23 protein-coding genes and 1 riboswitch are annotated in these 25,688 nt (G+C 53.8%); of the genes, 2 read left to right on the top strand and 21 right to left on the bottom strand.

Annotation, left to right across the window (positions count from 1 at the left end; all coding sequences use genetic code 11):
• Positions 1-78 precede the first annotated feature (78 nt).
• Positions 79-1,071 (top strand): 3-oxoacyl-[acyl-carrier-protein] synthase III C-terminal domain-containing protein, encoded by a 993-nt coding sequence (locus MKY64_RS06205; RefSeq protein ID WP_340951625.1) that lies wholly within the window; start codon positions 79-81, stop codon positions 1,069-1,071.
• 92 nt (positions 1,072-1,163) lie between these two features.
• On the opposite strand, the gene glpK is transcribed toward MKY64_RS06205, so the two are convergent.
• The 21 genes from glpK to MKY64_RS06100 all read right to left on the bottom strand — a co-directional run bounded on the left by glpK (position 1,164) and on the right by MKY64_RS06100 (position 24,420).
• Positions 1,164-2,669 (bottom strand): glycerol kinase GlpK, encoded by a 1,506-nt coding sequence (gene glpK, locus MKY64_RS06200; protein ID WP_340951624.1) that lies wholly within the window; start codon positions 2,667-2,669, stop codon positions 1,164-1,166.
• Positions 2,670-2,790: 121 nt separating this feature from the next.
• Positions 2,791-4,230 carry a HAMP domain-containing sensor histidine kinase gene (locus MKY64_RS06195; RefSeq protein WP_340951621.1) on the bottom strand — a complete coding sequence of 480 codons (1,440 nt, stop codon included), beginning with the start codon at positions 4,228-4,230 and terminating at the stop codon, positions 2,791-2,793.
• Positions 4,231-4,947, bottom strand: coding sequence for a response regulator transcription factor (locus MKY64_RS06190; RefSeq protein ID WP_036727360.1), 717 nt, complete (start codon positions 4,945-4,947; stop codon positions 4,231-4,233).
• Between the two features lie 78 nt (positions 4,948-5,025).
• A complete protein-coding gene (gene ccsA, locus MKY64_RS06185) occupies positions 5,026-6,288 on the bottom strand; it encodes a cytochrome c biogenesis protein CcsA (protein ID WP_209870053.1) in 1,263 nt (420 codons plus the stop codon).
• The gene (gene resB / locus MKY64_RS06180; protein ID WP_340951620.1) at positions 6,285-7,973 is read right to left on the bottom strand and encodes a cytochrome c biogenesis protein ResB; all 1,689 of its coding nucleotides are present in this window, start codon (positions 7,971-7,973) and stop codon (positions 6,285-6,287) included. Before resB ends, ccsA begins: the two co-directional genes overlap by 4 nt.
• The gene (resA, locus tag MKY64_RS06175) at positions 7,970-8,494 is read right to left on the bottom strand and encodes a thiol-disulfide oxidoreductase ResA (protein ID WP_076079154.1); all 525 of its coding nucleotides are present in this window, start codon (positions 8,492-8,494) and stop codon (positions 7,970-7,972) included. The genes resB and resA overlap by 4 nt, the downstream gene beginning before the upstream one ends.
• Positions 8,495-8,606: 112 nt before the next feature.
• On the bottom strand, positions 8,607-9,365 hold the full coding sequence (locus MKY64_RS06170; RefSeq protein WP_036727368.1) for a pseudouridine synthase: 759 nt from the start codon (positions 9,363-9,365) through the stop codon (positions 8,607-8,609).
• A gap of 20 nt (positions 9,366-9,385) precedes the next feature.
• Positions 9,386-9,730, bottom strand: coding sequence for a hypothetical protein (locus MKY64_RS06165; RefSeq protein WP_036727370.1), 345 nt, complete (start codon positions 9,728-9,730; stop codon positions 9,386-9,388).
• Between the two features lie 735 nt (positions 9,731-10,465).
• Positions 10,466-10,999 (bottom strand): spore maturation protein, encoded by a 534-nt coding sequence (locus MKY64_RS06160; RefSeq protein ID WP_036727371.1) that lies wholly within the window; start codon positions 10,997-10,999, stop codon positions 10,466-10,468.
• A 6-nt stretch (positions 11,000-11,005) separates the two neighbouring features.
• A complete protein-coding gene (locus MKY64_RS06155; RefSeq protein ID WP_036727373.1) occupies positions 11,006-11,677 on the bottom strand; it encodes a nucleoside recognition domain-containing protein in 672 nt (223 codons plus the stop codon).
• A gap of 49 nt (positions 11,678-11,726) precedes the next feature.
• On the bottom strand, positions 11,727-13,010 hold the full coding sequence (locus MKY64_RS06150) for a D-alanyl-D-alanine carboxypeptidase family protein (protein ID WP_235191949.1): 1,284 nt from the start codon (positions 13,008-13,010) through the stop codon (positions 11,727-11,729).
• Positions 13,011-13,176: 166 nt separating this feature from the next.
• The gene (ytfJ, locus tag MKY64_RS06145) at positions 13,177-13,671 is read right to left on the bottom strand and encodes a GerW family sporulation protein (RefSeq protein ID WP_036727374.1); all 495 of its coding nucleotides are present in this window, start codon (positions 13,669-13,671) and stop codon (positions 13,177-13,179) included.
• 80 nt (positions 13,672-13,751) lie between these two features.
• Positions 13,752-14,450: a DUF2953 domain-containing protein gene (locus MKY64_RS06140; protein ID WP_340951617.1), complete on the bottom strand. Its 699-nt coding sequence runs from the start codon at positions 14,448-14,450 to the stop codon at positions 13,752-13,754.
• Positions 14,451-14,723: 273 nt separating this feature from the next.
• Entirely contained in the window at positions 14,724-15,320 is a 597-nt protein-coding gene (gene scpB / locus MKY64_RS06135) for an SMC-Scp complex subunit ScpB (protein ID WP_036727407.1), read from the bottom strand.
• A complete protein-coding gene (locus MKY64_RS06130) occupies positions 15,289-16,080 on the bottom strand; it encodes a segregation and condensation protein A (RefSeq protein ID WP_340951615.1) in 792 nt (263 codons plus the stop codon). Before MKY64_RS06130 ends, scpB begins: the two co-directional genes overlap by 32 nt.
• A 133-nt stretch (positions 16,081-16,213) precedes the next feature.
• Complete coding sequence (ribH, locus tag MKY64_RS06125; RefSeq protein WP_209870069.1) at positions 16,214-16,681, bottom strand: 6,7-dimethyl-8-ribityllumazine synthase; 468 nt, start codon at positions 16,679-16,681, stop codon at positions 16,214-16,216.
• 42 nt (positions 16,682-16,723) lie between these two features.
• Positions 16,724-17,977 (bottom strand): bifunctional 3,4-dihydroxy-2-butanone-4-phosphate synthase/GTP cyclohydrolase II, encoded by a 1,254-nt coding sequence (locus MKY64_RS06120; RefSeq protein ID WP_209870071.1) that lies wholly within the window; start codon positions 17,975-17,977, stop codon positions 16,724-16,726.
• 62 nt (positions 17,978-18,039) lie between these two features.
• The gene (ribE, locus tag MKY64_RS06115) at positions 18,040-18,708 is read right to left on the bottom strand and encodes a riboflavin synthase (protein ID WP_340951613.1); all 669 of its coding nucleotides are present in this window, start codon (positions 18,706-18,708) and stop codon (positions 18,040-18,042) included.
• Positions 18,709-18,734: 26 nt separating this feature from the next.
• Positions 18,735-19,841: a bifunctional diaminohydroxyphosphoribosylaminopyrimidine deaminase/5-amino-6-(5-phosphoribosylamino)uracil reductase RibD gene (gene ribD, locus MKY64_RS06110; protein ID WP_340951610.1), complete on the bottom strand. Its 1,107-nt coding sequence runs from the start codon at positions 19,839-19,841 to the stop codon at positions 18,735-18,737.
• Positions 19,842-20,064: 223 nt separating this feature from the next.
• Positions 20,065-20,238, bottom strand: a riboswitch (FMN riboswitch).
• Between the two features lie 106 nt (positions 20,239-20,344).
• Entirely contained in the window at positions 20,345-20,746 is a 402-nt protein-coding gene (mscL, locus tag MKY64_RS06105) for a large conductance mechanosensitive channel protein MscL (protein ID WP_340951608.1), read from the bottom strand.
• Between the two features lie 182 nt (positions 20,747-20,928).
• Positions 20,929-24,420, bottom strand: coding sequence for a collagen binding domain-containing protein (locus MKY64_RS06100; protein WP_340951607.1), 3,492 nt, complete (start codon positions 24,418-24,420; stop codon positions 20,929-20,931).
• Positions 24,421-24,702: 282 nt separating this feature from the next.
• Here MKY64_RS06100 and MKY64_RS06095 point away from each other — a divergent pair, with 282 nt between their 5' ends.
• Positions 24,703-25,464: a YwaF family protein gene (locus MKY64_RS06095; protein ID WP_340951606.1), complete on the top strand. Its 762-nt coding sequence runs from the start codon at positions 24,703-24,705 to the stop codon at positions 25,462-25,464.
• Positions 25,465-25,688 lie beyond the last annotated feature (224 nt).

The following is a 25,688-nucleotide window of genomic DNA, read 5'->3' as shown; positions in this document are numbered from 1 at the left end:
TGCTAATGCTGGAAGAGAGTTTTGTAAGAAGCAGATTTGTGAGAAGTATAGCTAACAAAACTTTAGGAGGTCTGTACTATGGCGGGGATTCGCATTAAGGACATTGATATCTACCATCCAGACAAAAGAATCGGCAATGACTTCTTCATTCAGCATTTTGATGACAAAGGTATTGATATCCGTGGACTGCTGGCTACTCTGGGCCGTGAAAACCGCTACAGCATCGACAGCCCGGATGAGAATTCCCTGACAATGGCTTTTGAAGCCGCAAGTAATGTTCTGGAGAAAACCGGTCTTACCAGCCCTGACATTGACCTGATCGCTTATGCAAGCCAGACCCCTGAATATATATTTCCTACGAACTCATTGATGATTCACCGCCTGATTAACGGGGCTTCGCATACCATCTGTATTGACAGCAATGCCAACTGTGCCGGAATGACCGCCTCGGTTGAGCAGGTCAGCCGCCAGATGATGGCGAACCCGAGAATCCGCCGCGCCCTGGTCATCGGCTCCGATTACGTGGCACCGCATGCGGACAAAAATGATCCGGTATATTACGCGAACTTCGGTGATGCCGCTGCCGCTGTCATTCTGGAGCGCGATGAGCATTCGGTCGGCTTCATTGATTCTATCTACCAGACAGACACCTGTGTGTACGGCAACTCTCTGTTCCCGGCAGAAGGCCTGGCTAAGCTCGGACGCACCGGTGTTGCCGCAGGAGAGTTCAATGTGAAGTTCATTCCATTCGATGATTCCATCTGTGTGGATGCCGCTTCCGAATCAATCAACACTCTGCTGAGCAACAACGGGATTGCCCCTGAATCGGTCAAGGCTGCCTGCTTCTCACAGCTGTCTCTTCCGAACATCCAGGCCGTCTCCGGCAAAACCGGTATTAACCCTGAGGCCGCAGTCTACATAGGCGATGAGTTCGGCTATACCTCGACCAGCAGCCCGTTCATTGCCCTTCACAGAGCCGTCACTACCGGGCAGCTTGAACGCGGAGACAAGGTCCTGTTCTGGACCGTGGGCGCCGGATGGCAGAATGTCGCATTTGTAATGGAGTACTAATCTTACTGTTCATTCTGTTCCAGAGTAAAAAACGGCCCGCAGCAGAGTTTCTGCCTGCGGGCCGTTTCTGTTCTTAATGCCTCTACTCCGCTCTAAAGTCTGCCTTCGTGCTTGCCCTCATGCTTCTCCCAGCCCATCGTGCGCGACACAGCATCCTGCCAGGCACCGTATCTGCGTTCCCGCTCCTCCGGCTCCATCTGCGGCGAGAAGACCTTCTCGGCCGTATTGAAGCTCTCCAGCTGCTCACGGGTCCATACCCCGGAGGTAAGTCCGGCTAGCAGCGCAGCGCCAAGTGCTGTAGTCTCCGCGTAGGTTGTACGTGTCACTTCGCTGCCCAGAATATCGGCCTGGAACTGCATCAGCAGATTGTTGCGCACCGCACCGCCGTCTACCCTCAGGCCGGTGAGCGGCATGCCGGCATCCTTCTGCATTGCGTCGATGACATCACGGGACTGGAAGGCCAGTGATTCCAGTGTGGCCCGTACCAGATGTGCGGAGGTGGTACCCCGCGTCAATCCGAATATGGCGCCCCGCGCATACATATCCCAGTAAGGCGCACCCAGGCCGGTAAAGGCTGGCACCACCACAACCCCTTCACTCTCGTCCACCTCGCTGGCCTTCTCTTCCGAGTCGGCGGGCGCGACAATTAGCCCCAGCCCCTCCTGCAGCCACTGCACAGCCGCTCCTGCCACGAAGACACTGCCTTCCAGTGCATAATAGAGCTCATCGCCCATGCCCCAGGCTACCGTGGTCAATAGGCCATGACTGGATGCCACAGCTTCAGTGCCTGTATTCATGAGAATGAAGCAGCCTGTCCCATAGGTGTTCTTGGCACTGCCTGCCTCCAGGCAGGTATGACCAAAGAGCGCTGCCTGCTGGTCCCCCAGCACCGACCGGATAGGAATCTCCAGACCGAACCACTGCTGGTCACAGACACCGAAATCTCCGCCCGACATCCTCACCTCCGGCAGAATGGACGGCGGAATACGCAGCGTGTCCATCAGCTCTTCATCCCACTGGCGCTCATGCAGGTTATACATCATCGTTCTTGAAGCATTAGTAACGTCTGTAGCGTGTACCGCACCCCCGGTCAGCTTCCAGATCAGCCAGGTGTCTATCGTTCCCGCCAGGAGCTCTCCCTTGCCCGTACGCTCTCTTGCTCCCGGTACATGATCCAGAATCCATGCCAGCTTGGTCGCCGAGAAATACGCGTCGATGACAAGCCCCGTCTTGTCCGCAATGACTCCGGCCATCCCCTGCGATTTCAGCTCCTCACATTGGTCTGCTGTCCGCCGGTCCTGCCAGACAATTGCCGGATAGATCGGTTCGCCTGTAATTTTATCCCAGATAAGTGCAGTCTCCCGCTGGTTGGTAATCCCGATTGCCGTGATGTGATTAGCCGGTACAGAGCTTGCTGCAATGGCATCTCTGGCTGCGGCAAGCTGGCTCTCCCAGATCTGCTCCGGGTCATGCTCCACCCAGCCTGGGCGGGGAAAGGATTGCTTGATCTCATATTGCCCCTGCGAAATCACTTCCGCCTCTGTATCAAAGAGAATTGCCCGTGAGCTGGTAGTACCTTGGTCCAAGGATAAGATCATAATGCCCAGCCTCCTGCAAGCCTTAGCTTGAAATATATGTTTCACGATGAACAATATTAATGTGGTGATTTCAACAAAAAGCACCTCTGCTCTCAGAGGCGCTGTCATGCATGGTCTTGGTTTACTGTTTTTCGACAGGAAGCCGCAGGGTAAATGTGGTGCCTTCTCCCAGCTTGCTGGAGGCATAAATGCTGCCGTGATGCGATTCGACGATATTCTTCACAATAGCAAGACCAAGCCCGGTACCGCCCGTCTCCCCGCGCAGGCGGGCTTTATCCGCTTTGTAGAAGCGTTCGAAGATAAACGGCAGATCCTCGGGGTTAATGCCGGCCCCCTGGTCTCTGATCGCGATCTCCACCAGACTCCTGCCCTCCAGCACTACTGTGCCTGCCAGAATAGAGATTCTCCGGTCCGCCGGAGTGTGCCGGAAGGCATTATCCAGCAGATTGGTCAGCACCTGCTCCAGCTTGTCTTCATCGGCTGCCCCCAGCAGCAGTTCCTGTTCAGGCTTCTTAAGCTCCAGCATGATATCCCGCTCCTTGGCTCTGACGGAGAACTTGCGGTATACCCGCTCCAGCAATTCTCCCACATCCACCCTGGCCTTCAGCATATCCGTATGTCCTGCTTCCATGCGTGCCAGGTCCAGCAGATCCTTCACCAGACGGCCCATACGCAAGGATTCATCATGAATGACCTGAACCAGCTCACTGCTCTCCTCCGGAGAGGAAGCCATTCCGTCTAGTAGTGCTTCACTGTAGCCCTGCATCATGGATAGCGGGGTGCGGATCTCATGGGATACATTGGCCACGAAATCACGCCGCATCTTCTCCAGACGTACCTCTTCGGTCACATCCCGCAGAACGGCAACAGCTCCGCGCAGATGATCTTCGGAATAGAGCGGTGCCATGTGCACCGACCATACCCCCTGCCGGACATGGACATTGGAGCGTTGATCGCCCCCGCCCTCAAGGGTGCTGAAGAACAGCGGGCGAAGCGGCGGCGGCACCTCACTGGAAGCGGAGGCCTTCGGAAGTAAGCCGTTATCCTCTTCTTCCTCCCAGGCAAGATCACTCCAGGTTTCGAGGAGGGTCTGGCCATGCGGATTGGTGAGGATGATCCGGCCTTCGATATCGAAGGTGATTACCGCATCGCTCATGCTGCGCAGAACACTGGATAAATGCCCTTTTTCATTATTCAGACTGCGTATATTCTCTTCCAGCTCTTCCGCCATGTGGTTAAACGATGTGGCGAGCTGGCCGATCTCATCGCTTGTGACCAGGGTCAGTCTTGTTCCATACTCGCCGCGGCGGATGTCATTCGCTGCCTCAATAACCTGCTGCATCGGCTGGGTGATCTTCGTGAACAGGAACAGTGCAAAGAAGGTGGTCAGAGAGAACCCTATCATGCATGTATACATGAACAAGCGCTTGATTGCCCCGGAATTGGTGAAATTACTGTCGATGTAAGGCAGCAGGAACAGCCCGAGTGTAATGAGCACGACAGCAACCAGAAAGATGATCGTGATCCACAGCTTACCGACAAGGCTTCTCCAGAAGTTCACTTATTTAGGCACCTCTAGCTTATAGCCTACTCCCCATACCGTTGTAATCATCGCTGCCGATTCCGGGGATACCTTATTCAGTTTTTCACGCAGACGCTTGACATGGGTATCCACGGTGCGCAGATCTCCGAAGAACTCATAATTCCATACATCCTTCAGCAGCTCCTCACGTGAGAACACCTTGTCCGGTGAGATGGCCAGATAATGCAGCAGCTCGTATTCCTTGGGCGTCAGACTTACCTCTTGGCCCCCTGCGCTTACGCGGTGTGCATCATGCTCAATAATCAGGAACGGGAACACGATATTGTTGCTTGAATTACTCTCTTTGGACAAAAATGCCGTTGCGGAAGAACGGCGCATGATCGCCTTGACCCGGTAGATCACCTCGCGCGGACTGAACGGCTTGACGACATAATCGTCTGCCCCCATCTCAAAGCCCTGCACCCGGTTAATCTCCTCACCCTTAGCGGTAAGCATCAGGACCGGTGTGGACTTCACCCCTCTTAGCCGGGTCAGCACTTCAATCCCGTCAATACCCGGCAGCATCACATCCAGCAGAATCAGACCGTAGTCATTGGCGGTTGCTTTGCGCAGGGCGATTTCCCCGTCCTCCGCCTCATCAATCTCGTAGCCTTCTTTTTCAAGATACATTTTGAGCAGGCGGCGGATACGTTCTTCGTCATCCACCACCAGAATTCTATTCAAGTGCTCAGCCATTTACACAACAACCCCTTCATCAATTACAGTAGAACGTCACCCTGGATCATACGCATGCCCGAAAGAAGCCTGAGCTTATCAGTCCGTTCCCGCATATGAATGAAGTCCGGCGATAACCAGGTTAACGCCGACCAGGGTAAACATTACGATTAGAAAGCCGAGTACAGCGAGCCAAGCGGATTTGCGTCCCTGCCAGCCGCGGGCCAGCCGCAAATGGAGATACGCACTGTAGAACAGCCAGGTGACGAGAGCCCAGACTTCCTTGGGGTCCCACCCCCAAAATCTGCCCCAAGCCACCTCGGCCCATATCATTGCAAAAATCAAAGCCCCCAGTGTGAAAATCGGAAACCCGATGGCGATTGCCCTGTAGGTAATCTCATCCAGGTCATTCTCGTCAATTCCATCAAGTACCGGATGAAGAGCCTTCCCTAGCGGCTTACGCACGGCCAGCCGAAGAAGCCCGTACAGGAGCAGTCCGGACAGCAGTGACCAGATCACAGTGTTGAACTTGCGCCCTGCATTGACGCCATTCATCCAGGATGGTGCTTGAAACAAAGGCTTCTGAAGCCCAAGAAACGGCTGGAAGCTCTCAATTTCGCTATGGTACGGTGCCACAATCGGCGGCATTTTATAACTCACTTTCTCTATTGTACTATCTTCCTGCCCGGGGCTGTCAATCGTAACGTTCGAACGGACAAAAACAGATTCATAGCCCGCGCCGCGGAAGGCAAATACAGATCCAAGAAACCCAATTATAACAATGATCGAGAACAGAGTAAATTCGACCAGCCGCTGCTGCTTGCGGTCACTGCGTTCCTTGCTGTCAAACTTCACTGTCCGCAGCAGATACATCAGCCCGGCGGCAAAGCCAACCGCGAAGAAGGATTCCCCGAGGGCAGCAAGCGTGACATGAATATTCAGATAGATCGATTTGAGCGAAGGAATGAGCGGCTGCACTTCCTGCGGAAATACTGCTGCATAGGCCATCACAACAATGGAGATTGGAACCGCGAATACCCCAAGAATCATCTTGCGGTAAATGGCGAAGATCACCGTAAAAGCCACCATCACCATCATCGATAGGAAAGTCATGAACTCATACATGTTACTTACCGGAATATGACCGGCCCCCATCCAGCGGGTAATGAAGTAAGCCAGATGGCAGAGCAGCCCGAGTGAGGAGGTGATAAAAGCGATCCGGCCCCACCGTGCCGTATGCTCCTCCGGCTTCCTGCCCGACCATTTGCGGCCCATAATGGCAATGGTGAACAACATGAAGGCACCGCTGTACAAGAAAAATGCGGCTATAAAGACGTCACTGCTGAAATCGAGCAAGCTCATGCCATGCCTCCTCCGTTGTCCAATGATTTGTCATCGACTGTCATGTCTATCTGCTCCAGAATAGAGACGAGCTCACGGCGGAAGCCGAACCAGTTCTTGTTCGTATGGCCTCCAAGCACCAGCTGTCCGCCCTCAACGATCAGCCAGATGCGTCTGTGCTGCCAATAGAAGCCGAGAATCAGCCCCAGCATGACAATAGCCGCCCCAATCCAGACAAACGGCATTGCCCGGTCCACACGGATATTGAGATAGGTGGTGGATTCCGAGAAATCCACATCCGTCATACTGCCGACCTCAAGCTCCAGAAACCGGGTGCCGCCTCCAAGCTTGTCGTTGATGGCCTCCTGCTGGAAGCGCTCCTTGTCCACCTGCTTCGGGAAATAGAAATATTGCTGCCCCTCTGCCGGCAGATCCGGACCACGGATCAGGAAGAGAAACGCCGGAGCGTTCGGATAAGGGGAGGTGGAGACCGGACGGCCTTCCTCATTCAATCCGAAATCCATATACTTCTCCTTCAGCTCCAGCGTGTACGGTCCCGCCTCGAAGCTGCGCTGCGGATTCTTCATATCCAGTCTGAACTTGCCGTAGCTCTCACCGGTTGAAGCATTGACCAGATCAGGCTGCACGGAACGCAGCACAGGCGTAAGGTCATAGTCAAACTGATACGCTTTCATTCCTTGGTAGCTTAGCGGAGAATTCACCTGAATGTCGTGCCTGGCCACTTCCGCAAGCTGAGGCTCCTTGGAGGGATCGCTGCAGTCTGCCGTACATTCATATAGAACCGCCTTCGTCTCATAGAGCTTAGGGAGAACCTTCTTGCCCCGGAATTCCTCGGGCATCTCTTCTTCACTATAGAATTCTACCGTGAATTTCTCGTTCTTCAGGTACATGCTGGTGTCCGGTATCTTTACTGTCTCTCCCTGCGGGAAGGCAAGATGCTGATCCATATTCAGACCCGGCAGTCCCCTGGCAAGCACAGCAAGCAAAAATATAATCAGGCCGATATGTATTACATAAGGTCCCCAGCGGCTGAAACGGTGTTTCTCGGCCAGTAAAGCGCCGCCCTCCGTCCGCACGCGGTATCCTTTCTTCTTAAGCGGCTGAACGATCCGTGCTACCCATTCCTCCGGCTCCCCCTCCACCTCTGTATTCAGCGTAAGCTTTTGACGGGTAAGGAACTGGCGGTGCTTGCGGATTTTCTGCCGGGTTAGTGCCTTGTAGAGCGGAAGCACGCGATCCAGGCTGCAGATGACCAGAGAAGCTCCTATCATGACCAGCAAGGTCACGAACCACCAGGATTCATAGGTATGCGAAAGGCCGAGTCTATAGTATATATTCCCGGCTGTTCCATACGTTTGTTCATAATAGGTTGAAGCGTCAATATTTAAGAAGGTGCTTTCTTGCGGAAATATCGTACCGAGCATCGCACCCAGCAGCGTCAGCACAATCAGGTAGATGGCTATTTTGACGGAGGAAAAAAAGTTCCAGACCTTGTCGATCACTCCCGGGCTTACCCGCTGTGAACGGCGGGCCACCCCATCGTAGCGCATCTCCAGGTTCCCCGAAGCGTTCTCTTCCTTCTCATCCAGCGGCTTGCCGCAGGCTTCACAGAGAACCGTTCCTACAGGATTCTGGTGACCGCATTCGCATTTGGTGTTGCTGATCAGCGGCTCATGCTTACTCATGGTCCCACCAGCTTCCCGATTTGCTCGTCAAGCGAGTTCAGATCCAACTGGCCGATATGAATGCTGTCCACCCTGCCCTTCGTATTAATGAAGAAGGTAGTGGGCAGCGGGGAGACCCCGTAGCTGCGGACCGCGTCGCGTCCCTTATCCATCACAACCGGAAAATCAATATCCACGAGCTTCACGAAATTGTCCACCGTCATCTGATCCTCGCCCACATTCACGCCCAAGACCACGACACCCTGGTCCTTCCATTTCTCCCACTGCGCTTGCAAGGCAGGCATTTCCTTCACGCATGGTGCGCACCAGGATCCCCAGAAGTTCAGTACAACCGACTTCCCTCTGAATTCCTCCAGCGTATGGGTCGCACCGTCCAGCCCAAGCAATTCAAAATTTGGCGCTTTCCCGCCTTCTTGAGGCTTGCCGTCTCCCCCGAACACAGAGGAGCTGATGGCATAACCCCCAAGCAGAACGATTAGAAATAGTATCACGATTTGGATTGGCTTCCTGGCTTTGCCCATACAGGGGTACCCCCTTCTGTGACGCAACTCATTACTTTAGTTGTAAGGTGTGAACATCCTATGAACATTATAACGAATATTGTCACAGTTTTAGGAGGGGAAATTGTGAACTTTATGTGTCTTTGCGTGTCTGATTGTCCCGAAGCATTCCCGCTTTGGCAATTTGCTGCAGATGATTGATCTCATCCTTGGTCAAATGGCGGTAAGAGCCGCGCTTGAGATTCTGAAGCAGGATATCCCCGAAGGAAATCCGCTTCAGACGGATAACCGGATGTGACACAGCCTCGAACATCCGCCGGACCTGGCGGTTGCGGCCTTCATGGATCGTAATGCTGATTACCGCTTCCTTATTGGCTTCATCGATATCCTTATATTCGACTTCTGCCGGAGCGGTCATGCCGTCTTCCAGTTTAATGCCGGCCTTCAGCTTGTCCAGCGCTGTGCCGTGCGGCACACCCTTGACCGTGGCCAGATACGTCTTCGGCACATGATGCTTCGGATGCGTGAGCAGGTTGGCAAACTCACCGTCATTCGTCAGCAGCAGCAGCCCTTCCGTATCGTAGTCCAAGCGGCCTACAGGGTATACGCGCTCTGTGATTCCTTTCAGGTAATCCGTTACTACCTTGCGGCCCTTGTCATCCGAGGCGCTTGTAATTACCCCCTTGGGCTTGTTGAACATAATATAGATTTTGTTCTCGCCCCGGATCAGTCTGCCCGAGACTTTAATAATATCGGTTGCGGGGTCCGCCTTCGTGCCAAGCGTAGTTACGAGTTCCCCGTTGACTTCCACTTTACCGGCCAAAATCATTTCTTCACATTTGCGTCTGGACGCAACACCTGCTTGCGCCAATATTTTCTGTAATCTTTCCATTTTCGACTACTCACCTCAGGTTAATGATAACCATCAGAGGCATAAATCACAAGATCATTCCACGGAAAAAATGCGCCGGGGCAAGTTTCACTATGCGGCTCCACCGTAAGCGGCGACATTTCATAGCGCCCGGACAGCTCCAGTATAAGCTTCCCCGCCGCAAACAGCTGCTGCTGGCGCTCCGGCAGCTGGGGCAGCTGCTCCGCTTCCCCATAGTTGCCCTCGAGGCAAATATGAATATGCTCCGGGTCTGTCAGCAGCGGCGCCGCATAGACCGAGCCGTTCAGCCCGACCCAGAAGTCGAAGCCTTTGCCGTTAATAGACGGACAGCGGGAATGATGCAGAATAAAGCCTTTGTAGTCCACCCTTTGTCGTCCTCCCTCCGTATTGCTGAAATAGCATATGAAGTGGGGGGGGCGGGCGGTGAGGACTGTTTGTTAAAATGTTTGGGGAGCGGGGCCGAAGAGAATAAAAGCGTTGACTAATCGTAACTCCGGGGAATGTTTGGTCTTCCGGCCGCTGTTAAAGTTGGATTTCTTTGATTAGACTGCCCTGCGGCAGTAGAAATCCAACTTTAAAGGCGGACGCTAGCGCTCCTACAGTTCCAAAATTCCTCTCCGTTACTCCATCAACGCAGGGGCAAACCTAATAAAAAACAGTCCTCACCTCCCGGAAGGGGGTGAGGACTGTAGGGAAGCGGCAAGCGGCTGCGGGGCAGCGCTTGGGGACCACCACACCACCACCGGCTGCGGGGCAGTGCTTGGGACCTTCAACCTTCTGGGACCCGCCTTGGGTTCTGGGGGTCTGCCTGGAATAATCAGGTGCATTAATACCCTTCATTCGCTCATCTGGCCGACTTTTGTTGGAATCTCCTGAAGGCAAACAATTGGATAAACGTATCTTAATTTATGCGATTCAGGAAAATTGTCTGAAGCAAATGGAAAAAGGGCATTTAATTTGTTTAATTTCAACACTTTTGCGGGAATACGTATAATTAAGTGGCATTTTTCCAACTGTTGTCTCTACCCATGTTCATTCGTCTAGCAGCAAGTGGAGAAAATCCATCTATCTATCAATCTATCTCCTCCAATCGCGCCCTCCTACCCGAACACCAGCAGACAAACGGCAATGGCAGCAATGAAGCCGACGACGTCCGAGAACAGGCCCACCTTCAAGGCATAGCGGCCGTTACGGATGCCTACAGCGCCGAAATAGACAGTCAGCACATACAGAGTGGTGTCTGTGCTGCCCTGTATAGTAGAAGCGATCATACCGATGAGAGAGTCCGGGCCGTGGACGCGGATCAGGTCTGTAGTATAGGCGAGTGATCCAGTGCCCGTCAGCGGGCGCAGGAGACCGAGTGGAAGCACCTCTGACGGAATACCCAGTCCCTCCATCAGAGGGCTTACAAAGCCCATCAGGAAGTCCAGCGCACCGGACGCGCGGAACACACTGATCGCCACCAGCATGCCGACCAGATGGGGGATAATTGCAATGGCGGTACCGAACCCGTCCTTCGCGCCCTCCACGAAAGATTCATAGACCGGAACCTTGCGCGTGAAGGCATACAGCGGAATAAAGGTAACCATGACCGGAATCGCCCAGGCAGAGATCAGACTGATCAGTTGTAACACGGACGGTCACCCTTTCACCGAAGAATGTGGGAGCGCCCCGCTCCCGTTTGCCGGGCCGGTACCGGCGTTCAGGACCGGCGGCGGTCCGGGCGGCCTGCGGAGCAGGGTGAGGCGGCGGAACAGCCTGTCCGCAGCAATCGCCGCCAGGGTAGCCACTGCCGTCGCCGCCAGGGTGGTCCCGACGATGGCCGCCGGGTCCGCCGATCCGTAATTCAGCCGGATTGCAATCAGAGTCGCCGGAATTAGAGTGATGCTGGCAGTGTTCAGCGCAAGCAAGGTACACATGGCCGGCGTTGCGGTCTCCTTATCCGGGTTCAGCGTCTGCAGCTCCTGCATCGCCTTAATGCCCATTGGAGTGGCAGCATTCCCCAGCCCCAGCAGGTTGGCGCTCATATTGGAGAGAATGTAGCCGATCGCGGGATGCCCTTTGGGCACATCCGGGAACAGAAAGGAGACTACGGGGCCCAGCACTTTGGAGATTTTCTTCAGCAGGTCGGCATCCTCCGCAATCCGCATAATGCCCAGCCAGAACACCAGCACACTGATCAGCCCGAAGCTGACGGTCACCCCGCTCTTCGCGCCATCGAATACGGCGGCGGTGAACTCGTTCATCCGTCCGTTAACTGCCGCAAAGCCAAATCCGATCAGGATCATTCCGAGCCAGATTCCATTTAACATACCTACCCCTCCCCCGGTTCATTCTGAATACTGTTTGTCTATCTACCCGTTATTCCCCCGTGCGGAACAACGCCCGCAGCGCACTGCCGAAGGCCTGCAGCCAGTTGCCCGCCGGATAGGCGGAGGCGCTCGCAGCGTTATATTTTTTCTCATACGGTGAGGTCTCCGGCGGGAGCTGGCCAGGCGTGTACACCGGTACCCGCCCGATCTCCTTATCTCCCAGCTGCAAAATAATCACACCCCTGAGCCCGAAGTTAACATCGCCCTCACTCCCGTTGGCATTCGCGCTTGCCCTGCCCGCACCTGCACTTACACTGGAGCCTGCACCTGCACTCCCCGAACCCGCAGCATTACCACCCGCAGAGGCCTGGGGAGCTGCACTAAGCACCAGCTTGTTGACGAGCCTTGCTTCCTCCCCCTGACCAAGCGGATATGCGAAGGCCTTGCCGGTCACCAGACTGTAGCCTTTGACGGCCTCGCCCCGCCCGACCAGCGTCTTCAGAGGATAATGGTTGAAGCCGAAGTCCAGCAGTGAGGAATGGTCGTTCCAGTCATTGCCGTCGTTCAGCGTAACCGCCACGAGCTGCTGCCCGTCCCTTGTAGCGGAGCTGACCAGGCAGCGCAGCGCTTTTTTGGTATACCCCGTCTTCACCCCGTCCGCTCCTTCGTAGAGTCGCAGCATCTTATTTTTGTTGCTCCATTTATAGTCCCATTTCTCGTAGGGATTGTCCGCCGTCTTCTCTTTGGTGGCTACGATCTCCTTGAATACCGGGTTATGCATCGCATATGCGGTCAATACGGCCAGATCATTCGCGCTGGAAAAGTGGCCTTCTGCATCTAATCCATGCGGATTGGCAAAATGCGTATTTTTCAAATTCAGCTCCTGCGCCTTGGCGTTCATCAGGTAGACGAACCCCTGCTCCGAACCGCCGACATGCTCGGCAATTGCAGTTGCCGCATCGTTGCCGGAGCGCAGCATCAGCCCATACAGCATATCCTTCAGCGTCATTTCCTCGCCCAGCTTCAGGTACAGGGAGGAGCCCTCCTTGGCAAAAGCATTTTTGCCGACCTTGACCTTCGACGTTATGTCGCCGTTCTCTATCGCCACAAGGGCGGTCATAATTTTGGTCAGACTGGCAATCAGCATCGGCTCATCTCCGCGGCTGCTGTACAGAATTCTTCCGGATGTCACATCAATCAGCGCCGCCGCCCTCGCATGCGTGGAGATCGAAAGGTTCTCCGCCCGGACAGCGGACAGCGGCACCAGCGCAAGCAGCAGCACACACAACAGTAAGGACAGCGTAGATTTTCGGGTTAGTGTCTTCATGTTCATCCTCCGGCTTCTTATCCGTTCCTTACGCAACGGTTCATCAGTCTTGCCTGGTTGTACAAGTGTATGCGGGGCATGGGGCAGGTATGTCCTATCCGCCATCATCCGGCAAAAAAGGGATACCACCCGCTAAGGTGATATCCCTGCTAATTTGTCATTTCCCTGTATCCTAATGTGTTGACGAATGGTCAGACGAGCCGGTCCCGGTCTCCACAACGGTTTTGGTTACCTTGGAGCCGGGAATATCTGAAGCTTCGGGAACCATGCCGGGCTGGAACATATTCTGAATTTTGTCGAGCAGGTTAGGCGTGGCATCAATAATTTTCTCGAACAGATGGGTCTGATTATCCAGCGGCACAATATGTACCCCTTCTCTGCCAACGACCAGAAAAGCGATTGGACGAATAGACACGCCGCCCCCGCTGCCGCCCCCGAAGGGTAGCATTTTGACACCGGACCCGCTGCTGTTCACACCCGGACCATCATCCTCCACCCTGAAATCACTGCCGCCGGCTGCGAAGCCGAACGTCACCTTGCTGATCGGCAGAATGACGGTGCCATCGGGCGTTTCAACCGGATCTCCTACAATTGTATTTACATCAACCATGCCTTTAATATTTTCCATTGCGGTCTGCATGAGACCTTGAATCGGATGATCTGACATTGTTTGTCTCCTCCTCGTGTGTATATAAATGTACCTGCAGTATTTATCTTGCCCACTATAGATTGGAGTATGTAGATTATTTAGGAACGTTCACGGCTGAGCAATCTCTTCCACCGGCCCAGACCGCCTTCCACCTTCGACACACGCCGCAGCAGGAGAAGCCCCGCATAGAGCGCATATCCGGCGGACAGCTTGCCGCTACAGACGGCTTCCGTTGCAAAAGACGGCTGATCCCGGAAGACAGGTGCAACGAATATTCCCGGCTTATGCACCAGTCTGACCATACGGGAGAGCACGCCGATCATCGTCCACTTCAGTCCCCATAAGGCCCCCACCGCCGTGGCGGTCGTCGCAGCCTCTCCCAGTGAGAAGTCCGTGGACCAGTCCAGCTTGGTGATCTGAATATGGGACAGGGTGTCTTTAATCCATTTTTTCAGACCGCGGGTGGCATGTAACGCAGTGCGTATATCCTTTAGCCATTGCGTCACAGATTCTTTATCGACCTGCCCTTCCTGCTCGCTATCCAGCTTCACTGGTGCGATTCCGCTTTTCTCCACCTTGAGCTTAATACCTTGTTCAAGGCTCTGGAAGACCAGCGCAGGCACCTCATAATGAAATTTAACGAGGCCATATACAGCTTTGATGTCGAATTCGATGCGGTCATCCTTACCGAGCCTGCGGACACGCAAGTGAAAATGAATCGATGACGCCAAAACCAGCAGGAACAGCAGAACTACGAGCAGCAGCAGGATTAAGGGTATTGCCAGCCATAACGTCACACGGTTAACCTCCAAGCAGACTTTAGAATAATAAACATGGAGCCTCTGGATTAGTATGGCAATTACGGCTGGATAACATTCGGTGATTTCGCAAACTTCTCCATTTTTCACAAGTGGAAACGGATTTGCCGTCCTTTTAAAGGACGGTACCGTTTCAGCGAGAAATAGAAGGATACTTTATCGTGTGCAACATATAAAGTCTTATATTTTGAAAAAATGCCGCTGCCCCCGAAGGGACAACGGCATTTCAAGAACAGCGGCAATCCGCTGCGGTTATTCTACCTCATCGAAGGTCATCTGGCTGTCCAGCTTGCTGAACAGCAGCTGGGTCTCCTCTTCCAGGCCCTCCGAGGTATCGAAGCTCGACGGCTCCGGCAGCTCCTTCAGGCTGGCCAGCCCGAAGCTGTCCAGGAAGGACTTGGTCGTTCCATACAGAATCGGACGCCCGACAGCCTCCGCCCGGCCCACCTCGTGGATCAGATCCTTGTTGCCCAGCGTGTGGATGGCCCGTTCGGATTTGACACCCCGGATCTCCTCAATCTCCACTCTCGTGATCGGCTGGCGGTAAGCCACAATGGCAAGTGTCTCCAGCGCCGCCTGGGACAGGGACGACCTGGAGGGCGAATACGCCAGACGTTCAAAATACTGAGCATGCTCCGGGAGTGTCGCCAGCCGGTAATTCCCGGCAATCTGGACCACCTGAAGGCCACGGCTCTGCGAGTGGTAATCCTCTCTTAAGTCATCCAGCGCTCTTGTAGCCAGATCAGGCCGCTGCTCGGTAATCTCGGCAATCTGCCGGACCGACAGACCTTCATCCCCTGAGAGAAACAGCAGGCCTTCAATAATCGATTTCAGCGTGTTGTAGTCCACTGACATCCTCTCCTCCTCTCCACTCCATAACAATATCCTCAAATAATTTCTCCTGATAGCAGTAAATGGCCTTCATCTTCATCAGCTCCAGGATGGCCAGGAAGGTGGTCACAATCTCATGCCGGTCCATCTCCTCATGCAGCAGGGCAGAGAAGCGCAATCTGCCGCCGATCCCCTTGCGCTGGAGCGCTTCGGATACATCACGGATGCGGTCTTTTACCGAAATCTCATCTCTGGTGATCCGCTGGTACGAGGTGCGCCGGGCAGCCTTGCTTAGCGCCTTGCGGAACGCTGCGATCAGATCGGCGGTATGCAGGCCCTTCAGTGTATTATCCGTCTGCGCAGGGACGAAGGGGCCCAGATCCTCAGGCTCTTTCGTAAAAATCAGGCTGCGCTCGCTCTCCATATCCAGCAGCTGCACCGCGATGCTCTTGAACTTACGGTATTCAATCAGGCGCTGCACCAGCTCCGCGCGCGGATCATAGCCGTCATCCTCATAATAATCGAAATCCTCGATTTCAATGACGGGCGGCTTCGGCAGCAGCATTTTGCTCTTAATCGACAGTAGAGTGGCCGCCATCACCAGAAATTCACTGGTGATATCCAGCTCCAGCTCCTTCATTCCCTGTAGGAATTCCATATACTGCTCGGTGATCTCGCTGACCGGAATGTCCTGGATGTCGATTTCCGCCTTGTCAATCAGATGCAAGAGCAGATCGAGCGGACCTTCGAACGTCTCCAGCTTGTACAATACAGTCACGCGGTTTCCTCCAGCCCAAAAAAAGTAAAGTGCAGCGCCGCAAGGACGCTACACAAGTAGAAAGATCTATTTTCATGCTTTCTTCTCATACCTATAAATAAGCACGATTTACGCTCTTTCGTCAAGAGGTGTATTATTTGAACATCTTATTCAGGTTAGCCATTTCGATCGCGGCAGTCGCTGCATCCCAGCCTTTATTGCCGGCCTTGGTTCCTGAGCGCTCAATAGCCTGTTCAATATTCTCCGTCGTAACCACACCAAAAATAGTCGGAACACCCGTCTTAAGATTAATCGCCGCCACACCTTTGGCCACCTCGTTGCACACATAATCATAGTGTGTTGTAGATCCGCGAATGACTGTACCCAGCGTGATAACGGCGTCATATTTGCCGCTTTCGGCCATTTTTTGGGCAATCAGCGGAATTTCGAATACGCCCGGTACCCAGGCGACATCCACTTCATCATCGGCAACCCCATGGCGCTTGAAGGCATCGAGTGCCCCGGAGAGCAGCTTGCTGGTAATGAACTCATTGAAACGTCCTACGACAACCCCATATTTCAAGCCCTCAGATACTAAATGTCCTTCAAAATAATTCGGCATACTACTCATCAACCCTTCGTGTATAGGATAGGTAATCTATGATTAAATTTTGGTATTCTCATTCTGTTCAATCTTGTCAAAATTCAGCAGATGCCCAAGCTTCGCCTGCTTCGTATGAAGATAATTGGTATTGTCCTTGTTCTCCGGCATCTGGATCGCTACGCGCTCCACCACCTCAAGGCCATAGCCTTCCAGCCCCTTGATCTTGCGCGGGTTGTTGGTCAGCAGCCGGATCTGGCGGATGCCGAGATCCTTAAGAATCTGTGCCCCGATGCCATAATCCCGCAGATCCGCCGCGAAGCCCAGCTTCAGGTTGGCATCCACAGTATCCAGCCCTTCTTCCTGCAGCTTGTAGGCGCGCAGCTTGTTGATCAGGCCAATGCCCCGGCCCTCCTGGCGCATATAGAGGAGTACACCTCTGCCGGCTTCTTCAATCTGGCGCAGCGCCGCTTCGAACTGCGGACCGCAGTCGCAGCGGTGCGAATGGAACACATCGCCGGTCAGGCACTCGGAATGCACACGTACGAGTACCGGCTCATCCCCGGAGATATCGCCTTTAACCAGGGCAACGTGCTCCTTGTCGTCCACCTCATTCGTATAGGCAATGGTCTGGAAATCACCGAAATCCGTCGGCAGATTCACTGCTACCTCACGGGTAACCAGATGCTCCTTCTCGTTACGGTAGTGAATGAGGTCCTTGATGCTGATCAGCTTAAGGTCATGCTTCTTAGCGATCTCAATCAGGTCAGGCAGGCGGGCCATCGTACCGTCCACCTTCACCACTTCACAGATGACACCTGCCGGATAAGCCCCGCACATGCGGGCCAGATCAACAGCAGCCTCCGTGTGCCCGGAACGCCGCAGGACTCCGCCTTTTTTGGCGATCAGCGGGAACATATGCCCCGGTCTGCGGAAGTCGGCCGGCTTCGCCTTCGGGTCTAGCATGGCCTTAATCGTCTGGGAGCGTTCACCGGCCGAGATGCCGGTCGTCGTATCCGCGTAGTCAATAGATACCGTGAACGCCGTACCATGATTATCGGTATTCTGGGACACCATCGGATGCAGGTCCAGCTCCTCTGCACGCTCTGCCGTAATCGGTACGCAGACCAGGCCGCGTCCTTCAGTAATCATGAAGTTAATCACTTCCGGGGTAGCCCGTTCCGCCAGAGCGACGAAGTCTCCTTCATTCTCACGGTCTTCATCATCTACAACGATAACGACCTTACCGCGCATTAAGTCGTAGATCGCATCTTCAATCGGGTCTAGAACACTGTCCTTATCAGCTTGCTGGCTCATATTACCGTCCTCCTAATGGCTATACGCTTGCCTGACGGCTTGCCGTATGCCTGATCTATAGATTATACGAACCCGTTGGCCGCCAAAAAATCATGGCTGATCTTCGAGCTTCCCCCATCATCTTCATTGCCCGCACGCGAACCGTAATGGAGCAGATGGTCCACGTATTTACCGAGCACATCACATTCGATATTCACCCGGTCTCCCGCCCGCTTGTGGGCCAGCACCGTCTCTCCCAGCGTGTGCGGGATAATCGATACGGTGAAGGTATCGGCTTCCGTCCTCACAACCGTAAGGCTGATGCCGTCTATCGTAATGGAGCCTTTGGGAATGATGAATTTGAACAGGGATTTGCGGTCCGGGGCAATCTCGAACACCACTGCATTCTGATCGCGCCTGACGCTGCGGATCTCAGCGGTTCCATCCACATGCCCCTGGACAATATGCCCTCCGAAGCGTCCGCCGGCAGCCATGGCGCGTTCCAGATTCATTTTGGACCCGGTGCGCAGCTCCTTGAGCGTACTGTTGCGGTAAGTCTCAGGCATGACGTCAACGGTGAAATGATGGTCGCCGAGTGAGGTTGCCGTGAGACAGACTCCATTGACCGCCACACTGTCGCCAATCTTCAGATCTCCCATAATGAGCGAGGCGCCGATATTCAGCACCATCATCTCCCCGCCGCTGGTGACGCTGCGCAGAACTCCCACCTCTTCAATTAAGCCGGTAAACATACCATCCCTCCTTCCTGAATATTCGGTTACTGCTGAGGAACCGGGGTGCCGCTGATACACACATTATCCCCGAGCAATTCCACTTCCAATCCTTCAAGCTGGATGGCATCACGCATCAGCTCCACACCCCCGAAGTCGAAGGTACCCGCTGCTTGCGCGCCGCCGCCGACAATCTTCGGAGCGAAGAAGAGAACCACCCGGTCAACCAGTCCCTCTGCAAGCATCGCCCCATTCAGCGTTCCGCCGCCTTCCAGCAGAATGGACCCAATCTCCATTGCACCGAGCGCAGCCATAGCCGCCTGCAGATCCACACGCGGACCGCTGCCCGCAGCAATCACCTCTAACCCTGCAGCCAGCAGCGCTGCTCTGCGGTCAGGATCGGCTGCCTCTGTCGTCACAACCACCGTAGGCGCGAGTCCGTCCTTGACCACAGCGCTGTCCAGCGGAAGGCGCAGCGAGGAGTCAATGATAATCCGCACCGGATTCCGCCCGGGTACATTCAGTCTAGTCGTCAGCGAAGGGTTATCGGCAATCACCGTATTCACCCCGACCATAATCCCCTGATGGCGATGACGCAGGGTATGTACGATCTCCCGTGCCTCAGCATTCGAGATCCACTTGCTGTCTCCGGTCCGGGTGGCGATTTTGCCGTCCAGTGTGCTGGCGCTCTTCAAGGTTACGAACGGCTGCTTCGTCAAAATATACTTGATGAACTTCTCGTTCAGCCGCAGCGCCCGGCCCCGCAGCAGACCTACTTCAACATCAATCCCTTGCTCGCGCAGCATCGCAATTCCCCGGCCTGCCACCTGAGGGTTGGGATCCTCACAGGCGACAACCACCCTGGCCACGCCTTCATCGATCAGACGCTGGCTGCAAGGAGGCGTAATGCCGTAATGACTGCAAGGCTCCAACGTAACATAGGCTGTACTCCCTTGCGCTTTACCGGCTGCCATATTGAGCGCATGCACCTCGGCGTGTCCGGTTCCGCGCTGCAGATGGGTTCCAATCCCGATCATGGCGCCGTCCTTCACAACTACGCAGCCGACCACAGGATTAATTCCCGTCTGGCCCTGTGCCCGCTCCGCCATATCCAGCGCAAGGGACATGTAAAACTCATCGTTCATCTTATCCATGTCTTGCCTCCTATCCCAAGGCTGTAGTCTTTATGTGTACCAAACTATAAACAGAAAAACCCGTCTCAATCTCCAGGAGGAGTTCAAGACGGGATATACGAGAGGTGATCGCAGCAAAGAAAATATGCGTAAATAAACGCCGGACCTCCGGCATTGTGAAAGTTCGCACATAAGTTCCGAAAACACTGCTGCTCGGCCGCCTGTTGCAAGCGCGGCGCGTGAATCTCTCCTTCTTCCATCCAGACTATACTGTCGGTCCCGGAATTACACCGGGTCCACCGTCCGTATCTATATCATACGAAGCGGGTAGCGGACTAAGCACCGGAACCAGCTATATTCAGCCAGATCCGTCAACATCACCGCCGGTAGGGAATCACACCCTGCCCTGAAGGATTGATCTATTCAGTTCAATACCAAGTTACGCCTACAACAAAATTATCACTTCACTGCGGGAAATGCAAGTGTGCTTCGGAAATTTACTATATTTATGTAACTTAATTCCCTTATACACCCGTCTCACGCTGCTTGTCCGCTCTCAGCAGATCGCGGATTTCCGTCAGCAGGACCACATCCGGTGCCGGAGCAGGTGTCTCCACAACCTCAACTTTGACGGTCTCCTTACGTCTGAACCGGGTACTCAGCTTCACCACCATGAAGATGGAGAAGGAAATAATGAAGAAGTCGACCACGGTCTGCAGAAACATACCGTATTTCACCTCAGCGTCTCCCGTTCCGAAGCTAAGCTCCTTCAGATCAATCCCTCCGCTAATCAGACCGATAAGCGGCATAATGATGTCTCCCACCAGCGAGGTAACAATTTTGCCGAATGCCGCTCCAATGATTACGGCAACCGCCAGATCAAGTACATTCCCTTTCATGGCGAAGCTTTTGAATTCCTTCCACATGACGAACCATCCCTCCGAAACTTTGAATTTGAAATTATTATAGCATTTATAGCAACCTGCAGGCAGAAAAATGTATAAACGGTATATAGTTTGCGATACAGCCGCTATATATTCCAAAAAGGTACGGGAACGCTGAGCGTCCCCGTACCTGCTGTACCCTTATTCTGCTGCTCTAATTCTGCCTAGTCCTGCTTGCGTGTTCTGCGGAATACCCGGCTGAGGATGAAGCCGCCCAGAATCAGGGCTGCACCCGTCAGGTAGATCGGCAGCGGGCTGCTCTCGCCGGTCTGCGGCAGTCTGCCGCTGCCGTCGTTTGTACCCGAGACCGTCCCTTGCGGAACCGGATCGTCTTCAACATCTACTTCCGGATTGCCCAGCGGGATATTATCGTCGATTGGCGTCACCACTTCAGGTGCTGCCGGTCCCGGAGTCACAGTTGCTGCCGGAGCCGAGGGCTGCGGAGTTCCCGGCAAGCCTGGTCCTGCAGGAATCTGCGGATCATCGATAATGACTCCCGGTTCGAATGTACCGGCAGGTGTGGGAACCGGAGTAAATACCGGACCTCCAGTAGGTGATGTCGGAACAGGTGTAGCCTCTGGCCCCGTAGAATCTGTAGGCACTGGCGATGGAACTGTAGTCGGAACTGTAGTCTCTACAGGTCTCTCAGTCGGCACAGGAGTTACAGTCGGTGTCGGTGTTACTGTCGGCGTTGGCTGCTCCGCCAGCTTATTATACAAGGTAAGATTCAGCACGGCCGATGAGCCGATTGTCACCGGATGCTCGGTGGAATCAAGCACATAGCCCTGCGGTGCTATTGTTTCAATCAGTACATAACTGCCCAGCCACAGGTTGTTGAACGCCGCGATGCCTGCTGCATCAGTGGTGCGGGTATTCACTAGCACCCGGTCATTTCCGTTCAGACGGTATAGCTCATAGGTAGCTCCCGCCAGCGGTTTTGCAACATTGCCTGCTTCCAGCTTGAAGACATTAAGCGTCCCTCTGACGCCGCTGCCTGTTCCCGAACCGCTGGACACTCCTACGATAATCTCCTTGGTCGTCTCCTTGGTGATAAGCTTGACGTTATTGCCGCTGAAGCTCACAGAGTTAACCAGCTTATCGCCAGTGTTCGCAACGATCAGCGACTGATATTCCAGCACATAAGCGGAATGGATGTCACCAGGGAAGCTTAAGACGAAGGATTGTCTGCCCTGTGCATCGGCGCTGATAGTTAAGGTGTAATCGGTATCCTTCACCAGCGGAGGGCCGCTCTTCGTGACCTCTCCGTTCACGGCCGTAACCGTACGGTAGAGCTGGAAGCTGTCCGGCAGCAGGATCTGATTCGTGCTTGGCACATCGGTGATCACGGCATCTTTTACATGGGACTGGGTCCGGTTGATCGCAATGGTCCAGTTCAGCTTATCTCCGTTCTGCGCGCCGTCCTTGAACACATATTCATCCCCGTGCGGGATATCTACGCTGGCCTTCAGATCCTTCGATACCTTCTTCGTGCCATCCAGCAGGTTCGCTGTATTGGCTACCTTGGTTCCAATTAGCTGTCCGGCCAGACTGGTCTTGAACACGATATAATAAGGCGAATTAATGGCTTTGTCAAAATCAACTCTCAGCTCATTGCCGCTTCCCACGCTATAGCTGAACTCAGTACCGTCCACCTCAGCGCCAGGACTATGCGTTCCATCCTTGGCAATATTCATCTTGTATACCTTAAGTGAGCCAGGTACAAGGGACTGACCATCACCCAGTATATCCGTTACTACAGGATCAGCAATGGATTTGCTGTTGTAATTAACACCTACGGTCCAGGTCAGCTCTTTGGCAGAAGCATCATACGTTCCTGACTTGAACCCGTTGTTCTTCACCTCGGAATTAGGAATGAACTTCCCGCTGGCTTCAGTCCACTGTGGCTTGTTCTGGCTGTCCTTCCAGTCAATCCGGGCCACGTTGATGAAATCATTCGTATTGCCGGTAAGCCAGTCATTGCTGAATTCCGTCTGATAACTAATGGTATAAGTGCCTGTAACCGGTGCGTTGAACTCCACCTGGAAGCCTTTATTAGGCTGTGCCGGTGAATTCACAATCAGGGTATAAGCCGATGGAGGGATCACTGTGCCGGAAAGAGTACGGACCACCAGTGAACCTGAGATGTACTTCTGTCCTCCCTGCGGGAAGCTGTCGGTAACCACTACTTCGTTCATTGGATAATTGTCACCGTTGAACGTGATTTTCCAGTCTGTCGTGTGTTTGTTGTAATCCACCCCGGACAGATTCTTATAGATAATAATAGGCCGGATCAGTTGAGTAGCGTTGCTGCTATAGGTACTGTCAGAGACAGTGTTGGTAATCTTCGTATCGCCAAACACACGGTCTGCGGCTTTGGTCGTATATTCGATCAGATAAGCTGATTTCACTGTATTCTTGAACTCCAGTCTGAATCCGTTGCCGGATTCGCCGCTAACAGGCGTTACTGTGTAATCACTGCCTGCATTCAGTGCCGTGCCCTTAGCAGCTTCTCCGGCTGCATTCAGCGTAACCGGATAGATCCGCACCGAGTTCTCCAGGAGCACCTGGGAGCTGTTGAACACATCCGTCAACACCGCGTTCTCCGGGGAGATCGTCCGGTTATTGTAGTTGTATTCGATAGCCCAGTTAATGGTCTGAGTGCCCCAGTCATAACGGACGACTTTTTTGTTAAGGCTGCCGCCTCGTTCAATGACTACTGTATCCGATGCGCTTACCGGATCACGGCCGTCCCCTGTGAAGGTTGCCTGGTTGGTGAAGCTGGACAAGTTATCACTCACTACCTGCGTGGTATAAGCGATACGGTATGCCCCTGTAATCACAGAGTCCGTGAACTGAAGCTTCAGCGTCCCGCCGGAGTCACCGGCAGTATATTTGCTGCTGTCTACCAGCTGGCCTTGCGTAACTGTGCCGTCAAGCTGAACATTCAGCTGGTAGACGGCAAGTGTAACCGTGCTGTCCAGTGCCAGCCCGGCAGGAATCGGGTCGGTCACAGCAGCGCCGCTTACCGGCTCCAGTCTTTTGTTCACATCGACGGTCCAGTCAATATGATCCGCGTTGAAGCCGCTGGAGATTCCCTTCTTGGTAATCGTCGAGCCTACAGTGGGCTTGAACGATACCGTAACCGTTTGGACTCCGCCGTTCACCGGGAACAGAATCTGCTGGACGGTGCTGCCGCTGATCACTTTTTTATCAAATTGGGTATTAATACGTAAGGTCCCCTGCACATTGGCATGACTCTCGATGTAATCATTGAAGGTCATCACCACCTGATGGGTAGCCTGGCTGACCGTGAATGTGCCTACCGTCCCATCGTCCGATTCCAGTCCGCCCTGAATGTCATTGAAGAGCTGGAACTGCTCGGGAAGCTGGAAAGCAAAAGTGTCTCCCTGGCTATAGCCGTGGCCGTTAGGAAGCGACCAGGTATAGTCCAGCCTCACGGTGGAATCCACATCATACACACTGCCTGTCACCGTCTGTCCATCCGGACCATATACCGCCATGGATACGCTCGTAATAATGTCCCGGTCCTGTTCAATGGCCGCCGCTGTAGCCTGCCGGGTGAAGCCCAGCCCTGAGACCAATTGCACAAATAACATGACCAGGACTACTGCCAGGCTTGTTCTTTTTTTCACCATTTCCCATAAGCCCCCGTTCTTTCGATTGAATGATTTGAAGCATACCTGCAAACAAAGATGGCTGCTGAACGCACCGGTAAGGACACACTCCACCTGAAGTTTCGTTATGTATACGGGCTAAGAGTCCATCTTATGTAAATAAACTAGTAAACCTGACTTTTCTGCCCACTACAGACGATATATACTTATATCACCTAAGAGTAGAACTTTAGAATCAGAAATGGTTAAAATTAAAGAAATTATTAGGCAACCCTTACTTCAGGATTCAAGGAGAGATTTCAAGTGAACCGAACTTTATTCTGGGAGCGTGCCCGTGACAGCGATTTCGTCATGCTATCCGCCTCTCATCTCGTTGCCCTGTCTGTCATTGCGCTATGCTGCCTGGCGCTCTTTGGGGCCCGCTTCGCCCTGCGCATCCGGTCCGGCCTGCGGTTAGGCGTACGCCTGCTGCTGATCCTGCTGCTGGCTGCTTCTGAGGGAGGCCTGCATGTCTGGTATCTGTCCCATGACAGCTGGAGCCGAAGCTCCTCCCTGCCGCTGGAACTATGCGGAATTACCCTGCTCCTGTCGGTCGTGATGCTGCTCACGCGCAGCAGACTGCTGTACAGCTTTCTATATTTTGCCGGAATCGGCGGTGCATTCATTGCCCTGCTTACCCCTAATCTGGTCTATCCGTTTCCGCATTTCCGCTTCCTGCTGTTCTTCATCGCCCACGGGTCGATCATACTTGCATCCCTGTACATGACCTGGGTCGAAGGGTATAAGCCCAATTGGCGCTCGCTGTTTTTCACCATGCTCTGCCTGAACCTTGTCGCCGCGTGCGTCTACGCCGCCAATGTCCTGCTGGACTCCAACTATATGTTCCTGATGCACAAGCCCAGCACGTTCTCGGTACTGGACTATTTCGGCCCTTATCCTTACTATCTGCTGGTTGAAGAAGCCTTCGCCTTCGTCATCTTCCTCCTGATGTTCCTGATTTTCTTCAAGCTGCCGGAGCTGTACACCGCCCGCCGTGCCGCAGCCCGCGGGAAACTTGGCAGGTAAACGGAGGGGATGGATTCAGGGGCACTTGTGCTCCTCATTCCGGCTAAGCGCCGACTTTCTGCGGATTCAGGGGCACATTAGTTGGAATAACGTATCTTGTTTCGGATGATTTGGAGCTTTCGAGGAAATTAATTGGATAAACGTCATTTAATTTCGTGTATTCACTCCACTCTGTTCGATTTGCAGCATTTTAAGTGCTGTTTTTCCAACTGTTTCCTGACAAG

The organism is Paenibacillus sp. FSL R7-0210, assembly GCF_038009085.1.
GTDB classification, from domain to species: Bacteria; Bacillota; Bacilli; order Paenibacillales; family Paenibacillaceae; genus Paenibacillus_AQ; species Paenibacillus_AQ silagei.
Note: the sequence above shows the minus strand (reverse complement) of the source record. Positions and strands in the feature narration are given on the sequence as shown.

Bases quoted from the DNA above. Each gene is read 5' to 3' on its own strand.
- MKY64_RS06205 (WP_340951625.1), top strand. From the start codon at position 79: ATGGCGGGGATTCGCATTAAGGACATTGATATCTACCATCCAGACAAA.
- glpK (WP_340951624.1), bottom strand. From the start codon at position 2,669: ATGATCTTATCCTTGGACCAAGGTACTACCAGCTCACGGGCAATTCTC.
- MKY64_RS06190 (WP_036727360.1), bottom strand. From the start codon at position 4,947: ATGGCTGAGCACTTGAATAGAATTCTGGTGGTGGATGACGAAGAACGT.
- ccsA (WP_209870053.1), bottom strand. From the start codon at position 6,288: ATGAGCTTGCTCGATTTCAGCAGTGACGTCTTTATAGCCGCATTTTTC.
- resB (WP_340951620.1), bottom strand. From the start codon at position 7,973: ATGAGTAAGCATGAGCCGCTGATCAGCAACACCAAATGCGAATGCGGT.
- resA (WP_076079154.1), bottom strand. From the start codon at position 8,494: ATGGGCAAAGCCAGGAAGCCAATCCAAATCGTGATACTATTTCTAATC.
- MKY64_RS06170 (WP_036727368.1), bottom strand. From the start codon at position 9,365: ATGGAAAGATTACAGAAAATATTGGCGCAAGCAGGTGTTGCGTCCAGA.
- MKY64_RS06155 (WP_036727373.1), bottom strand. From the start codon at position 11,677: ATGTTAAATGGAATCTGGCTCGGAATGATCCTGATCGGATTTGGCTTT.
- MKY64_RS06150 (WP_235191949.1), bottom strand. From the start codon at position 13,010: ATGAACATGAAGACACTAACCCGAAAATCTACGCTGTCCTTACTGTTG.
- ytfJ (WP_036727374.1), bottom strand. From the start codon at position 13,671: ATGTCAGATCATCCGATTCAAGGTCTCATGCAGACCGCAATGGAAAAT.
- ribH (WP_209870069.1), bottom strand. From the start codon at position 16,681: ATGCCGAATTATTTTGAAGGACATTTAGTATCTGAGGGCTTGAAATAT.
- MKY64_RS06120 (WP_209870071.1), bottom strand. From the start codon at position 17,977: ATGAGCCAGCAAGCTGATAAGGACAGTGTTCTAGACCCGATTGAAGAT.
- ribE (WP_340951613.1), bottom strand. From the start codon at position 18,708: ATGTTTACCGGCTTAATTGAAGAGGTGGGAGTTCTGCGCAGCGTCACC.
- ribD (WP_340951610.1), bottom strand. From the start codon at position 19,841: ATGGATAAGATGAACGATGAGTTTTACATGTCCCTTGCGCTGGATATG.
- mscL (WP_340951608.1), bottom strand. From the start codon at position 20,746: ATGTGGAAGGAATTCAAAAGCTTCGCCATGAAAGGGAATGTACTTGAT.
- MKY64_RS06100 (WP_340951607.1), bottom strand. From the start codon at position 24,420: ATGGTGAAAAAAAGAACAAGCCTGGCAGTAGTCCTGGTCATGTTATTT.